The 16,165-nt window shown below is 36.2% G+C and carries 13 protein-coding genes; 6 read left to right on the plus strand and 7 right to left on the minus strand.

The features are described from left to right. Nucleotides 1–14: 14 nt before the first annotated feature. From GWK10_RS01630 to GWK10_RS01640, 3 genes are all read right to left on the minus strand, one after another. Nucleotides 15–1,655 carry a TldD/PmbA family protein gene (locus tag GWK10_RS01630; RefSeq protein ID WP_164029152.1) on the minus strand — a complete coding sequence of 547 codons (1,641 nt, stop codon included), beginning with the start codon at nt 1,653–1,655 and terminating at the stop codon, nt 15–17. Between the two features lie 365 nt (nt 1,656–2,020). Then, entirely contained in the window at nt 2,021–2,644 is a 624-nt protein-coding gene (locus tag GWK10_RS01635; RefSeq protein ID WP_164029153.1) for a hypothetical protein, read from the minus strand. Nucleotides 2,645–2,682: 38 nt separating this feature from the next. Further along, nucleotides 2,683–3,108, minus strand: coding sequence for a hypothetical protein (locus GWK10_RS01640; RefSeq protein ID WP_164029154.1), 426 nt, complete (start codon nt 3,106–3,108; stop codon nt 2,683–2,685). Between the two features lie 305 nt (nt 3,109–3,413). Between GWK10_RS01640 and GWK10_RS01645 the strand changes: the two genes are divergently transcribed. From GWK10_RS01645 to pckA, 3 genes are read left to right on the plus strand one after another with little or no spacing between them, the layout of a single operon-like run. Further along, nucleotides 3,414–4,196, plus strand: coding sequence for a universal stress protein (locus GWK10_RS01645; protein ID WP_164029155.1), 783 nt, complete (start codon nt 3,414–3,416; stop codon nt 4,194–4,196). A 20-nt stretch (nt 4,197–4,216) separates the two neighbouring features. Next, nucleotides 4,217–6,055 (plus strand): SLC13 family permease, encoded by a 1,839-nt coding sequence (locus GWK10_RS01650; protein ID WP_164029156.1) that lies wholly within the window; start codon nt 4,217–4,219, stop codon nt 6,053–6,055. Nucleotides 6,056–6,077: 22 nt separating this feature from the next. Further along, nucleotides 6,078–7,712, plus strand: coding sequence for a phosphoenolpyruvate carboxykinase (ATP) (gene pckA / locus GWK10_RS01655; protein WP_164029157.1), 1,635 nt, complete (start codon nt 6,078–6,080; stop codon nt 7,710–7,712). Nucleotides 7,713–8,023: 311 nt separating this feature from the next. Here the strand turns inward: pckA and GWK10_RS01660 are convergent, their stop codons facing one another. Together GWK10_RS01660 and GWK10_RS01665 are read right to left on the minus strand one after the other, a co-directional pair. Next, nucleotides 8,024–8,665: a response regulator transcription factor gene (locus tag GWK10_RS01660; protein ID WP_164029158.1), complete on the minus strand. Its 642-nt coding sequence runs from the start codon at nt 8,663–8,665 to the stop codon at nt 8,024–8,026. Nucleotides 8,666–8,676: 11 nt separating this feature from the next. Beyond that, nucleotides 8,677–10,533: a tetratricopeptide repeat-containing sensor histidine kinase gene (locus tag GWK10_RS01665; protein WP_164029159.1), complete on the minus strand. Its 1,857-nt coding sequence runs from the start codon at nt 10,531–10,533 to the stop codon at nt 8,677–8,679. A 70-nt stretch (nt 10,534–10,603) separates the two neighbouring features. Here GWK10_RS01665 and GWK10_RS01670 point away from each other — a divergent pair, with 70 nt between their 5' ends. Continuing rightward, nucleotides 10,604–11,164, plus strand: coding sequence for a pentapeptide repeat-containing protein (locus GWK10_RS01670; RefSeq protein ID WP_164029160.1), 561 nt, complete (start codon nt 10,604–10,606; stop codon nt 11,162–11,164). Between the two features lie 163 nt (nt 11,165–11,327). On the opposite strand, the gene GWK10_RS01675 is transcribed toward GWK10_RS01670, so the two are convergent. Next, nucleotides 11,328–11,747, minus strand: a complete 420-nt coding sequence (locus tag GWK10_RS01675; RefSeq protein WP_164029161.1) for a hypothetical protein — start codon at nt 11,745–11,747, stop codon at nt 11,328–11,330. 322 nt (nt 11,748–12,069) lie between these two features. On the opposite strand from GWK10_RS01675, the gene GWK10_RS01680 reads away from it, so the two are divergent. After that, entirely contained in the window at nt 12,070–12,633 is a 564-nt protein-coding gene (locus GWK10_RS01680) for a hypothetical protein (RefSeq protein WP_164029162.1), read from the plus strand. A 3-nt stretch (nt 12,634–12,636) separates the two neighbouring features. Beyond that, nucleotides 12,637–12,777 carry a hypothetical protein gene (locus GWK10_RS01685; protein ID WP_164029163.1) on the plus strand — a complete coding sequence of 47 codons (141 nt, stop codon included), beginning with the start codon at nt 12,637–12,639 and terminating at the stop codon, nt 12,775–12,777. 89 nt (nt 12,778–12,866) lie between these two features. On the opposite strand, the gene glpK is transcribed toward GWK10_RS01685, so the two are convergent. Then, nucleotides 12,867–16,028: a glycerol kinase GlpK gene (glpK, locus tag GWK10_RS01690; protein ID WP_164029164.1), complete on the minus strand. Its 3,162-nt coding sequence runs from the start codon at nt 16,026–16,028 to the stop codon at nt 12,867–12,869. Nucleotides 16,029–16,165 lie beyond the last annotated feature (137 nt).

The raw sequence follows: 16,165 nt of genomic DNA on the forward strand, positions 1-16,165 counted from the left end.
TATAAAACGATGTATTAAATAGTTCTACCTGTATTAATGACGTTTACACCATTAAATCTTGTAGTAGAACTTCCGTGAGAAACAGCACTTACCTGCGAAGGCTGCCCTTTACCATCAAAGAAAGAACCGAACATTCGATAATCACTTTCATCACAAATCTTAGTACAAGAATTCCAGAATTCCTGCGTATTTGATTGATAGGCTACATCGTCTAGCATACCCACGATTTTACCGTCTTTAATTTCATAGAACACGGTACCACCAAACTGGAAGTTGTAGCGTTGCTGATCGATAGAATATGAGCCTCGCCCGGCAATATAAATACCTTTTTCAACGTCCTTGATCATATCGGCAACAGAGTATTTTTCTTTACCTGCCTCTAAGGACACATTTGGCATACGCTGAAACTGAACATCGTTCCAACTTTGGGAATAACAGCAACCATGTGACTCATTTTGCCCAATCATATGAACCTGATCACGTATTGCTTGATAATTTTTAAGTACGCCATTGCGCACTAAATCCCATTTTTTCGTTTTAACACCCTCATCATCATAACCAACAGCACCAAGGGATCCTACCTGCGTTTTATCGGCTACTAAATTGACGATGTCACTACCATATTTAAAGTCTTTTGATTCCCATTTATCAAGGGTCGCAAAACTGGTCCCCGCGTAATTTGCTTCATAACCAAGAACGCGATCCAGCTCTAACGGATGTCCTACAGATTCATGGATGGTCAATCCTAAATGATTAGGTTCTAGCACCAAATCATACTTGCCTGCTTCAACTGACTTAGCTGTTAGTCTTTCTTTGGCCTGTTGCGCACCCAAAGCAGCGTCTTCGACCATGTCGTAACTGTTTCTGTATAGCTTAATACCCGCTGGGCCATCTAACTTCTCAGAATCAAGTCCATCCATATATTCATAACCCATTCCCATTGGTGCACTCAAGGCTTGGCGCGATTTAAATTTACCCGTACCTCTATCAATACATGTAACGCCAAATGTTGGCCAAATGCGGTGTACATCCTGATCAATATAGGAACCTTCAGTAGATGCAAAATACTTTTGCTCATTCACCATGAATAGTGCTGAGTTCACATAATTTGCACCGTTTTTCATTGCTGCGGCATTTGCACTTAATAGCAAATCCACTTTTTCGGAAACAGGAACATCTTTAAAATTCTTTTTAATAGGTGTTTTCCAAGAAACCTCTCCGTACGACTCTACAGGAGCAAGTTTTACCGGTACTTTCTGAATTTTGGAATTAGCTTTCGCTATTGCAACTGCTTGCTCTGTAGCTTTTTTAATTCCATTTTCGGAAACATCGTTGGTAGAAGCAAAACCCCATGTGCCGTTGGTAATGACACGTATTCCTATACCAAACGACTCGGTATTTACAACATTTTGCACTTTGTCTTCTCTAGTAAAAACATACTGATTAAGGTAGCGACCAATTCTGGCATCTGCATAAGATGAGCCCAGGGACTTGGCAGTATTAAGTGCCACATCAGCTAGTCGCTTTTTAACCGCAACATCCATTCCGGGTGCGAGCAAAGCTTCTGCGGAAATGTTATTACCTAACATTAAAGAAGGTACCATTAAGGCACCCGCTCCGAGCCCTGCGTATTGAACAAATTCTCTTCGTTTCATAAATTATTCATTTTTTGATTGTGTTATTTTGGTTGATTAATTGTGGTGTACTAAAAATAGATAAATTGTATTGCCCTACAAGATTTCAAAAAGTATTCAATAAAGCTGTTATTTTTATGTTAAAACCTCGGCAAAATAGGCCTAAAACCGATTAGTTGATAATCCTTGATTACTCACTCATACTATAGGGTCGCGAAATTTTTTTACATATGCTTATAAACAGAAGTGACCTACAAAGTTTTAAAAACCTTGTAGGTCACTTTTCATTGTTATTGATTACAAATAAGAAAGCCGCTCCAGGATACCAACCAATTAACTAAGGAGCGACTTTCTACTCAAACAAAAAATAACTTTAGTGTTTGCTTTTACTTGATACTATAAGTAGCTGTTATAGTATAGTATTGTTTCGTTTCTCCAGTCATATAAAACCATTCGCTACGGTCGTAATATGTGTCTTCTACTAATTCTAATTTGTCTACACTTTTACCAATCTGTCTTGCTAGTGTTCTTACCTTTGAATCGGCCTCTTCTAGTCCTTTTGTGACAATTTTTTTGTAGTGGTCCTTGGACGATTTGCAATACATCTCTGCCTTAAAAACAGTAACATTTTTAGGTTTCTTAGTCATCAAAATAGTTTCTAGATCTTTCTTTTTTACGGTTTCATAGGTAAGAATAGTACCAGTATCGTAATAACTCGATAATGCATACTCCATTCTATTGTCAACAAATTTTGAGGTATCGATTCCTTTTTCTTCAAGTGAAGTAAAAAAAGCAGCCTTTAGCTCATCAATTGTTGCTATTTTCCCGTATTGGTCGGCATAAGTATCCTCGCGAACCATTAATTTAATTCGATACTTAGTTGCTTTTAGATCATACTTAACATAGGCAGTTACTTTTAATTTAGAACTTGTTTCTTTAGTTCCTGTTTGCTGTGCTTTAGCCAAGCCAATAGCCAACAAAATTGTCAATAGTGCGAAATACTTTTTCATCTATTTAAAAATTTTTGTTTGATTTTAAAGTTGTGTAATTAGGCGATAGTAAAGATGAATGTAGCAACGATCATCCAAGCACCTACTGCTATTCCTAGTATGCCTAACTTACCTTGTTTGGGAGCAATTTTCTTTCTTAGCTGCTCTCCTTTTTCTTTTGCCGCCTCGTTTTTAGACAAGAAAAACTTGCTAATAAGTCCGTAACCTAGCATAAAACCTAAAGTGGCTTCAACTACACATCCTGCTAACCAAGTAATCCACCAGATAGGTGCCGACGTTAAAAGACCCATGTTTAGAATACATGAGATAATTCCCCAAACACCCCAGAAACAGAAAACAATACCAATCCAACCTTGGTACGGTTCAATTTTTTCTAAAAGCTCTTTAGCATTTGGTTTTTTTGAAAGTATTAGAGATGGTACTGCGATAATACTCAATAGGATTAATGAAATTCCCCAGATCATAATATGTTATTTTAAAGATTATTGTTGCCGACAAAGTTGCAGCAAATGCCTGCTTGAGAATACACTAGGAAGCGTGAAAATGCCCTCCCTGAAAACAGGGATACAAGTAGATCTTGATCAGAAAACATTAATTTTTTTATGATCAAGGAAACCTTCTAATTTCTAATCTTTAGTTCTATTAATAACAAATTTTGATCTTGTTGTTAAGGAAATACTTTCTCTTCAATAATTGATATTTGTCATAATTTTCAAGAAACTACACTTATACTTTTGTATACATCTACTAACAATCTAAGCGCGTTAAGATGAATACAATTACTACAATACTCGTCCCTTTCAATAATTCTGTCACTTCTGAAGTTGCTTTAAACTATGCCATCAATTTTTCTAAAAATGAAGAAGACATAACAATACTATTAGCAACTATTGAAAATGGTGATGTTGTGCCTAATTATGATCCTAGAGTGCATTTTGACAGGGTGATTAGTACATACAAAAGGCCTCCAAAAGTAAAAGTTGATTTTCTGACAGGAAAAGGTGACTTAATTAATAATTTGGTTGAATTACAAATAGCTAAAAGGGCAGATATTATCATAATGGGAACCAAAGGAACTAGTGATTCTGATACTGCTGAAAGCAACACCTCTAAACTAGTCCTTGCGGCAGATTGTCCAGTAATCGTTGTACCTAAACATATTAAGACTAACTCAATAAGTAAGATAGCTCTAGCTATAGGTGCTGAACCAATTGATGAACCTTCTTCATTAAATGTTTTACTAGATGTATCAAGACGTTTTGGTGCTCAGGTACATGTACTTTCAATAGATAATGATTCCACTAATTTTTCGGCTATTGATGAAAAAACAGAAAATACATTGGAGTACTATTTAGAGTCTTTTTATACGAAACATGCATTCCCAGAAAGCAGTGATATTTTACAAGGCATCTTTGATTATGTAAATAAAAATCAAATTGATTTGTTGGCTATTTTACCAAGAAATCATATCAAAAAAGGAGAGGCTTCAAAAGGAAAACTTACCAAGCTTCTAACATTACATTCTCAGGTACCTGTACTAGCAATTGATTAAAACTTAAGAGGTTTCATACTATGACCATACTTCTTATCATTCTAACTATTACCATTGCATTATTTATTTGGGGGAAATTCCCGCCAGATGTGGTTGCGCTCATGTCAATGTTAGCCTTATATATATCAGGAATACTTGATTTAAAAGAAACATTAGTAGGGTTTAGCAATACTACAGTAATAATGATTGCGGCACTTTTCATAATTGGTGAAGGCTTATCAAGAACTGGTTGGACTGCTTTAGCAGGGCAAAAGTTTGTGGGTTGGGCTAAAAAAAGCGCTCCTAGATTGTTAATGATCGTAACTCTTGGTTCAAGTGTATTATCGGGTTTTGTAAGCAATACAGGTACTGTAGCCGCTTTATTACCAGTTACGATTTCTGCCGCCTGGAATGCTGGCACTATGCCATCTAAACTTTTAATGCCAGTCGCATTTGGCTCCAATACAGGTGGGCTTTTGACCTTGACAGGAACTCCGCCAAACATTATAGTTAGCAATGCATTAGTAGAAGAAGGATTAGAGGGGTTTTCATTTTTTGAGTTCGCTTTAATAGGTCTGCCGCTATTAATTATCGCAATTGTGTATTTCAGGTATTTAGGATACAAATTACTGCCAGACAACCGAACAAAAAATAAACCAGTAAATATTGATTCTGAAATGCATAAATGGATTGAAGATTACAGTATTGATGATAATGTATACAGATTACGCATACGGTCAATGTCTCCAATGATTAACACCAAACTTGGGGATTGGGAATTTGAAAAAAAATACAACGTCTCAGTCATGAGGTTAAGACGACGACATCCCAATACAATGAAGGGTATTCAGCCTTTTGTCGAATTCCCAAAACCAGAAACTGAGCTTCGTTACCATGATATTATCACCTTAAAAGGAAAAACAGAAGCCATTGATAAACTAATAATTGGACTCAAACTTGGTATAATTCCTACCAAATACGATAACAAAGAATTAAAGGAAGAGCTTATTAATCATGAGGTAGGCATGGCACAAATGATTATTACTCCAAAGTCAGCCTTTGTAGGTAATACCATACCACTGGGATATTACCTTGATCAGGCTGGTATTCAGCTATTGGGTGCTTCAAGAAATAATATGCCTTTAAAAGACACTCGTATAAAAGTACGGGCTGGGGATGCCTTTATTATAAGAGGCTCATGGAAAGACATTGAAGCATTACAAACTGCATATGAGCACCTTTTAATAGCAGGAAGTCCTGAGGCAATGGCAAAAAATGTGGATAAACTTAATACCAAATCATACATAGCAATGGGCACTTTGCTGCTAATGATCATTTTATTAGTCTTTAATATACTGCCTGGTGCCATTACCGCTTTAGTATGTGCTGGAATTATGATGTTATCTGGTTGTGTACCAATTTCAAAGGCATACAAAGGTATTAGCTGGACAAGTGTGGTCATGATAGCCGCAATGATCCCAATGGGTATTGCGTTGCAAAAAACAGGAGTGGCACAGCTAACAGCTAAAGGTTTGGTAAACTATTTAGGTAATATTCACCCCATAATGTTATTAGCAGGCATTTTCTTGCTAACGACTAGTTTTAGTCAGACTATTAATAACTCGGCAACTGCCGTATTAATGGCGCCAATAGCGATTTTGGCAGCTACCTCATTAGGCGTATCGCCCAAACCATTTATGATTGCAGTAGCAGTAAGCGCATCAACAGCATTTTTAACACCTGTAGGTACGACAACAAATGCCATGGTATTGGCAGCAGGCGGATATAAGTTTATGGATTATGTAAAGGTCGGAGCTCCATTGCTTTTATTATTCTTTATTGTCACATTACTAATAGTACCTGTTTTCTGGCCATTTTAAATATTAACTTAAAAGAAACGATATGGAAATTTTATCTCGAACACCCAAGAAATCTGATTTATCCATTTATGGGATAACAGAAGCGAATGTAAATTGGAATCTTTCCGCTGAGGAACTACAAAGAAGAACTGTCGAGAGCGGAATGGGACAGGAAACGGAAAATGGCACTTTGGCTGTAAATACAGGAAAGTTTACTGGAAGGTCCCCTAAAGATCGTTTTTTAGTAAAAGACGATTATACAAAAGATAAAGTGTGGTGGGGAAGAATTAATAAACCCATTGACCCCGATAACTTTGACAAGTTGCATAGTGAGGTTATAAAATATTTATCTGGCAAGGAAATTTACGCCCGTGATGGTTATGTATGTGCCCATCCTAGTTACAGAATGAATGTAAGGACGGTTACTGAATATCCTTGGTCCAACTTCTTTGTCAACAGCATGTTTCTAAGGCTAAATGAAGATGAAATGGAAGATTTTGAAGAGGAATGGCTAGTGCTTTGCGCCCCTGGCTATGTTTGCCCCGATCCAAAAGCTTATGGAATTCGTCAGGGTAATTTTTCGATTCTAAACTTTTCTAAAAAAATTGCCTTAGTAGGTGGCTCAGCCTATACAGGCGAAATGAAGAAAGGTATTTTCTCCGCCTTAAACCTTATACTACCAGTTGAGAAAAATGTTTTACCAATGCACTGTTCTGCCAATGTAGGAGAAGATGGTGACACCGCTATTTTCTTTGGACTATCGGGAACAGGAAAAACTACACTATCTGCCGATCCTAAAAGAAAACTTATTGGTGACGATGAACACGGTTGGACCGCTGAAAATGTAATTTTCAATTTTGAAGGCGGCTGTTATGCCAAGGTGATTGATCTTACTGAGGAAAAAGAACCGGATATTTATCGAGCCATAAAACCGGGCGCTTTATTAGAAAATATAGTTTTCAAAGAAGGCACTAAACAACCCGATTATAAGGATAGTTCTATTACTCAAAATACAAGAGTTAGTTACCCTATCGAGCATATTGACAATATTATGAAACCCTCATATGCCGATAATCCCACTAACATTTTCTTTTTAACCTGTGATGCTTTTGGAGTATTACCTCCTATATCGAAACTAAGTCCTGGGCAAGCTGCATACCATTTTATTTCTGGTTATACGGCTAAAGTTGCCGGTACCGAAGCAGGGATTACCGAACCAGTTCCGTCGTTTTCTGCGTGTTTTGGTGAACCTTTTATGCCATTACACCCAACTGTATATGCAGAAATGTTAAGCAAAAAAATGCAAGATGCAGGAGTAAATGTATGGTTGGTCAATACCGGTTGGAGTGGCGGTCCTTATGGCGTAGGATCTCGTATTAAGCTTAAATATACAAGAGCTATGATTACAGCGGCCATGAATGGTGACCTTGACAATATTGATTTTGAGCAGCATCCAATTTTTGGCTTATATATGCCTAAATACATACATGATGTTCCAACAGAAATGTTAGATCCCATAAATACATGGTTACAGAAAGGAGCATATATCAGTAAATCTATTCAACTGGCACATTCTTTTCACTTAAACTTTGATAAGTTTATTAATCAGGCATCTGACGAAATAATAAATGGCGGTCCTTTGATTGATGCACATCACACATTAGATCACCATATGTAGTGAAACAATTAAACCCGGATTATTCCTATAGTCCGGGTTTCTTTTTATTATTAGTTTCAAAGTTGAACTAAATATCTTACTATTTTATTAAGCTCCCCTCTTTAGTAAAGAGGGGAATGAATTGAGCTCTGCTGAATAGGGGGGAGATGTGTAAGGTTCTTTCTAATCATTATTAGTCTGGGGTTGAATCCCTCCGACTCCGATAAAATCGGAGTCACCTCCCTTTACTAAAGGGAGGAGTATTTTTGTTGTTAACGGATTAGATTTTAAACTACGACTGCAAACTGAAGACTTCTACTGCCTACTGAATACTATTCCACAAGTCCCATTTTAATTGCCTGCTTGGTCAAGCCCGCTAGATTGCGAACGTCTAGTTTTGCGATTAAATTTTTGCGATAGCTTTCAACGGTATGTTTACTTAGAAATAACTTATCAGCAATTTCTTGAGTAGTATGTTCTTGAGCGATTAATGTTAGTACTTCTTTTTCTCGTTTGGTCAAAGGAGCAACAGTTATACTTTCATCATTAAAAATGCTATTAGAATAAACCTTTTTAATACTATCAGAAAAATACTTTTTCCCGCCTAAAATGGTATTTATCGCCAATAAAAGTTCTTCTTTTTCCGCATTTTTTGGCACATATCCGTCCACCTTATCATTAATTAAAGTACTTATCTTAACAGGATCATGATGCATACTAACCACTAAGACCTTTACACTAGGATACTTTTTCTTTATAAGCTGATTTAATTCTATGCCATCGACCTCAGGCATACTAATATCCGTTACGACTAGTTGAACCGTTTTAGGATCATTAATCTCAAGATACTTCACCACATTGGCTCCGGTATTCGCGGTAAATAGAATATTGAAATTCTTTTCTTTTTGAAGGATTCCCAATAAACCTTCCAAAAACATCTTATGATCATCAACAATAATAATATTAGGACCCATACATACTTTTTTTAAACCGGAATTTCAATATTAACAGCCGTTCCTCTATTCGAAATTGCATCTATAAACATAGTCCCATCAATGGCTTTAATTCTATTTTTCATTCCAGACAATCCCATTCCCAAAGTTACTTTATCGAGATCAAAACCAACACCATCATCTTCAAATAAAACGGTAAGTTTTTGGTCATATACATTCAAATGAATTTCAATATTAGTCGCCTTTGCGTGTTTTAGGGTGTTCGTTAGTAATTCCTGAATTACTTTAAAAACCTCCACTTGAATATGCTGCTCAACAGTATTTACTTTTTCCTCCGGATGGGGATTAAAGCTAATTGTTGCCTCAGTACCCGAATTAATATTACCAATGTATTCGGCAACAAGTTGGGTGAAAGCGTTTTGTTCAAATTTTTTGGCGGTTAAATTATGGGACAGATTTCGTACCTGCTCATAGGTATCATCCAATTGTTTAGCAATATTTTTATAGGCAGGTGATTGGGTTTCATTAGTTGCTAATTGCAATTTGATACTGGCCAAATTTCCGCCTATACTATCATGTAGTTCCTGTGCAAGTCGTTTTCGTTCCTTCTCCTCTCCTTCAACAGATGCTTTTATCAATTTTAATTCTTGATCCTTTATTATAGAAGTCACTTTTTGCTGATTTACTTCTTCCTGAGATTCGTTTAAGGCAATCTGAGTTTTTAATTTTTGGTAGTATGTAACCAACAAAGCAATTACAGGAATAAGAAGTACTAAAAAACCAATAAGTAAGCTGTTTTTAATCAAACGTTGCCTATCAGTTTCTTGCTCTATTTTGTCAACTTCGTGTTTAATCTCAAGCTCCTTTACTGCATTATAGTTTTGGTTTTTAACGATCCTTTCATTTAATGCTGTGTATTGTGTCATCAATGCGTAGGCATTTTTGTAATCGCCCTGATCGCTATAAAATTTCGTCAATACTCGTTGTAACCGTTTTTCTAATTGCCAACGATTCCATTGTATGGCATTAGTATATGCCATACTTAAGGTCATATTAGCAGCATCCGTATTACCACTTGCCATATACATCTTACCAATCTCTATGACCACCTCCGTATATACATCATAGTAATCACCTGCTAATGCCTCATTCTTTATATTCTCAAGCCGGTTAAACAATGATTCATCATATTCACCATTTTGAATCATTTGAATTTCACTCAACTCAATAATCATTCTAAGTTTATCATTACCAGCCTTCTTTGCTTTACCAAGTGCAGCTAATAAAAATTGTTCTGACTCTGACTTTTCTCCCTTCGCCCTATATAAAAGAGAAGTGTATAAGGCGGCTTTTGAAGAGATAGATAAATCCTTGCTATCCTCGAATATTGATAGGAAAAGTGGCAGGGCTTTTTCGTACTCCCTTTTGGAATAATATGCCTTGGCGATACCAAGTTGAATTTGATCTAGCAGCAAAGCATCCTGAATATTAAGTTCTAAGGCTCTTAAATGATATCCTAGTGCAGGATCAAAAAGTCCGTTTAATTGTTTGCCTACACCAGTGATGTAATACGCTTTTGCAAGCCAATATGGTTTGTTTACAAACTCACCTCTATTGAATTCCACTTCTCTTTGAAGCATCTGACCATAGCTTATAATTGAATCTGTAAAGCCGTATTTCAGGTGAATTTTTGAAATGGTATCTATTAATCGAAATCGAGAAAGAGGATTCGATTCATTTTTAAGACTATCTAATAACGACTTCGGAACTTTAGCAGGATTCGTTGCGAAAGCGGTGTATCCCGCGCTACTTTGCTGACTATGAATAGCCAGTGTTATAGCAAAAAAAACAATAAATAAATGAAGCTTCTTTAAATCCAATCTCGTCATTAATTCATGCTAAAATAGAAAATTATATAGCTACATTAGCGTCGACCTTGTTTGCAAAACATTAGAATTTATGGTGTTGGATACTACATTTAAGAAAGAAGATCATTCTGGGTCTTTCTATACACATAAAGAATTTGAAAACTGTCGGTTTGAAAATTGTGATTTTACTGATGCCGATCTTTCCAATTCTTGTTTTAATGAATGTGTTTTTGTCGATTGCAATTTGACCAAAGTACGTTTAAAAAACACAACCTTTAATGATGCTCGCTTCGTAGATTGTAAAATGATTGGAATCATTTTTAGTGAGATGAATTTCTTTTTGGTATCACTGCAGTTTGAAAACTGTAACCTAGAATTCTCAAGCTTTGCCAATGCTAATTTGAAAGCAACCCCATTTAATGACTGCAAATTAACCGATGTTGATTTTACCGATGCCGATTTTAGTCAAGGTCTCTTTGCAAATTGCGATTTAAAAAATGCCATTTTTGATCAGACTGATATTACCAAAGCAGATTTGACAACCGCATACAACTTCTCAATTGATCCTGAAGAAAATCAATTAAAGGGAGCTAAATTTTCGAAAGATGGGTTAGCGGGTTTACTGAAGAAATATAAGTTAGATATTCGCTAAGAACTTATGGAGAGGTGATTTCCTATTTAACGTATTTTTGAAGTCTCCCCTGGAGGGGAGGTTTAGAGGGGTGTTTTTCTCAAATTAGACTAAATTTTCATTACAAAATTGTACTATACTAAAATGGACACCCATCCCCGCCCCTTCCCTCAAGGGAAGGGAGTTACCTACTGCTTTCCATTGAGCCAGATATCTCCGCATCCAACGCAAAAAATGCTTCCTGAGCTAATTCTGTTTCATTAATCTCAGCGGTGCGCTTCTTTTTGTCATTTAAAATTAAATGCATTGTGAATCCACCAACAATTCCACCTCCGGTAGTTGCGAGTGCATCAACAGCATCAAATTTATTGCCATCTTCTCCACTGTCAATTAATTCTTTTGCGATACCGGCTGCGGTTGATGTAACAAAACTCCAGATTAATGCTTTTTTTCGATTTTTTGTGGTCGACTTTACTATGGTGTAGGTTACCGCACTAATACCAAATCCTGCTGCAGCGTGCAACACTTTGTCATTGTCTTGCGCATTAATTGAAGTTGTAAAAAGAAATGTAAGGGGCAAGAATACTACTAATACTAGTCTCATGTTAGTTGGTTTTAGAAATACTTGCTAGTACAAAATAGTATAATCCTTACTTAGTACGTGAGAAAGTGGCTATCTAGCAATGTTTACCGATTAATGGTGTTTTGAATTGAAAATTGAGAAAATGTTTTATTCTAATAGTATTAGTAAACAATTGTAATTGGTTAACTATTTTATAGTGCATTCAGCATTTCCGACACACATAGATAATTTACTTTCCTTTTACAACTATTAATAAACATTTTTTGTGCATAAAAAAGTGTTTCTATTTAATAACCAACAGAGAATCAATTTGTAATTTTAAAATATTAAACCAAGTGTGATTTTGGCAGAAAACTCAAATAGGGAAAATATATTCAATACAATCGAGAAAGTTGAAGACGATTTTGAGAAAAAAATAACTCAAATTTCTGCAGGAGCATTAGCGCTATCTATAACCTTCATCGATAAAATAGTTGATTTATCTAAAGCCGAGCATTTCTGGATATTAATAGTTGGCTGGATATTATTAACATTAACACTATCCATTAATTTAATCTCTATCCTTGTTTCCCGAAAATTGAATCTCCAAACTATAGATGAATATGATGATTTCGAGAGAGAGAAAATAAAAGAAGAGGAATTAATTAAAAATGTAAAAAAAAGAAATAAGTTTATTTCCAACTTAGACATTATTTCACTCGCGAAACTATTATCAGGAATTTTTATGATAGTAATTTTTTCTTCTATAAATATTAATAACAAAAGCAAAATAGATATGCCAGACAAGGACAGAATTGAAAAAGGGAGAACTATTCACGTTCCTCAGACAAATCCTCAAAGTAGTGATACAGGAAATGAAAAACCTAATCAAAATACAACCGAATCCAACGATAATCAAGATTCATAGAATATGAAAAAGAAAGATGATGATATACTTAAAAAAGCTTTTAATGGCCGCTTAATTAAAACTCCAAAGTTCATTACTCCAAAAACGAAAACTGAATTCAAAAAGGAAACTAAACCTAAAGAAAAGCGAAGTTCCAATAAATAGAACGCATGTACGATTTAAATGTAGAAATACCACAAGTTATTTAACCGATGACGGATTCTCTACATAGATATGATCCATAAACCACATAGCTAGCCCAACTCCTCCTCATAATAATGCGTAGCATCATAAACCAAATCATTTAGATATGATTTTTCGCTCTCGACGCGTTTTTCATCCCAATCAAGATAGTTTACGATATCTTCTAAAACCACATCCAGATATTTGGGAATCGAAGTGATATCAAAATAAAGTCGACCTGTCCGTCTTACAAAAAAGTCGGTAAGACTATTTGTCATTTCGTTGTGAATACAATACCAAAGCTCAGCGCGAATTAAGCGCTCATGCACATTATCGTTGGCAAAGTAGTTTATCTTATTTAAAATGGTATCGGCTTGTTTACCGTACGTAGTAGCTAAATACCAAGCGAAATAGGCATTATCAATTCCTATTTCACCCAACCTAGTCTCTAATTCTTTTTGATATGCATTCACCTCTTTCATTGATGTTAAAGCGGGTGATGTCAATGGGATTTTTTCTGTTTTTGATTTCTTGAATTTGTCACGACGCTTACTGCTCATTGTTTTTAAAACAGCATCAATGGTACGATGTGCCATTTTACGATATCCCGTTAGCTTTCCTCCAGCTATCGAAATAAGTCCCGTATCAGAAACAAAAATTTCATCCTTACGCGATAATTCAGAAGGGTCTTTTTCTTCTTCGTGAATTAGTGGACGTAATCCCGCCCAGTTTGATTCAATATCATCGATTGTTACATTTACTGTCGGGAATGTGGCATTTACTGCATCTAATAAATAGATAGCATCATCTTTTGTTGCCACTACTCTATCTAGGTTTCCTTTATAATTCGTGTCGGTAGTCCCAACATAGGTAACTCGACCACGTGGAATAGCGAATATCATTCTGCCATCCGGCACATCAAAATAAACTGATTGTTTTATAGGTAGTTTTTCGGCAGGAAATACTATATGCACCCCTTTGGTGTGATGCAAGTATTTGTTATTCATGCTATGATCTTTCTTCCGTAAAAGATCGACCCAAGGTCCAGCTGCAGAAACAAATTTTCTTGCGGTAATATTCAATTTTGTTCCTGTGTTATGATCAACACAGTTCACACTTTTTACCTTTCCCTCATTGTCATATACAAACTCCTCCATCTCACAGTAATTAATTACTGTTGCGCCAAATTCAGTTGCTTTTTTTAACAGCTCAATTGTCAAACGCGCATCGTCTGTTCGGTATTCCGCATAATAACCTCCACCTAACAATGTACTTTCATCTAATAGAGGCTCTTTACTTATCGTCTCTTCTTTATCCAGCATTTTACGGCGATCATTCCCCTCTACATTTGCAAGAAAATCATATACTTTTAAGCCAATAGAAGTCATTACTTTTCCATAAGTACCTCCTTCTACCAAAGGCAATAGCATTTTTTCAGGAACTACTAAATGCGGAGCCAATTTGTGTACTATCGCACGTTCTGATCCTGATTCTTTAACCAATCCGATCTCCAATTGCTTTAAGTATCGAAGTCCTCCGTGAATTAATTTGGTGGATTTATTACTAGTCCCACTAGCAAAATCATTCTTCTCTACTAGACATACCTTCATTCCTCTTGCAGCGGCATCAAGTGCAATTCCAGACCCCGTAACTCCACCACCTATTACTATAAGATCGAAGGTGTCAGTAGCTAATTTTTTAAGCTGATTTTCCCGATTTAAAATGGAGAATTTATGAGCCTTAGCCTTTTTTTTCGTTTTGGTAGAACGTGTTCTGTCAACTGCTTTTAACCAGCCTTTATATTTTTGCTTGCGTTGTTTCGATTTCATTTCAGGCTTGAAAATACGCTCTGCTTCTCTCACCGATTCAATGTCTTCCAAACTCCAGATACCTTGCTTAATTCCCGCTAAAAACGCAGCGCCTAAGGCAGTAACTTCTAACATTTTTGGTCGGTCTACCTCCACATTTAAAATATCAGATTGAAATTGCATTAAATAGTTATTAGCACAAGCACCACCATCTACTTTTAAGGTGGTCATTTGCTTGCCGCTATCTTCCATCATCGCATCAATCACGTCACGTGTTTGATATGCCAATGCTTCGACTGTTGCTTTTATCAACTCTTCTCTACCAGAATCTAATGTAAGTCCGTAAACCGCTCCCTTAGCGTTTGCATCCCAATAAGGGGCACCCAAGCCTGCAAAAGCCGGAACTACATATAAATCTTGAAGCGGTGGAATGCTATTGCAAATTGCTTCAGTTTCCGACGCTTTTTTTATCACTTTTAATTGATCTCGCAACCACTGTATAGATGCACCACCGACAAAAATGCTTCCTTCTAAAGCGTATTTTACCTCATCCTTATTCAAACTGGCTGTGAGTGTGGTCAACAATCCGTTTTTAGAAACGACATGCTTTTTTCCTGTATTCAACAACATAAAGCAACCCGTACCATAGGTGTTTTTTGCAATCCCAGATTTGAATCCGCCTTGACCAAATAAAGAAGCTTGCTGATCACCTGCAACTCCATAAATGGGAATTTTATGTCCTTTGTATTCAACCGAACCAAAATCAGATGAAGAGGCTTGAACTTTAGGTAATAATGACTTTGGAATATTTAGTGCCTTAAGCATGGTCTCATCCCATGTCAGGTCTTTGATATTGTAGATCATTGTTCGCGAGACATTCGTATGATCTGTTAAGTGATTTCCCGTGAATTTATAAATAAGCCAGCTATCGATTGTACCGAATAGTAGATCTCCAGCTTCAGCTTTTTCTTGAGCACCTTCAACATTATCTAGAATCCATTTTAGCTTGGTTCCTGAGAAATAAGAATCAACTACGAGGCCAGTATTTTCTCGAATATAATCTTCTAGCCCTTTAGCTTTAATATCATCGCAAATATCTGTAGTTCGTTTATCTAACCATACAATGGCATTGTGAATAGGCTCTCCAGTTTTCCTATCCCATACGACGGTAGTTTCACGTTGATTGGTAATACCAATAGCAGCTACTTCTTCTGGTGAAATACCAGAATCTTTCATCACATTTTTGAAAGCTGCAAGTTGATCAGCATAGATCTCATTGGCATCATGCTCTACCCAACCAGACTTAGGATAATGCTGCTTGAGTTCTTTTTGAGAGATGGCAACAATGTTCCCTTTTACATCAAAAATAATAGCCCGGGTACTAGTTGTACCCTGATCGAAGGCAATGACGTATTTCTTTTTCATAATGTATGGATGATTCGTTTAAAGTTAGGCCTAATAAGGATTAGCATACCCTGTTCCCCTCTATTTTTAAGTAAAATAACAACGAAAACGTTTTAATTGGCATCAAACATTAAACAAAATCACACACATCCTAATGC

The organism is Spongiivirga citrea (assembly GCF_010671565.1).
Taxonomy (GTDB): domain Bacteria; phylum Bacteroidota; class Bacteroidia; order Flavobacteriales; family Flavobacteriaceae; genus Spongiivirga; species Spongiivirga citrea.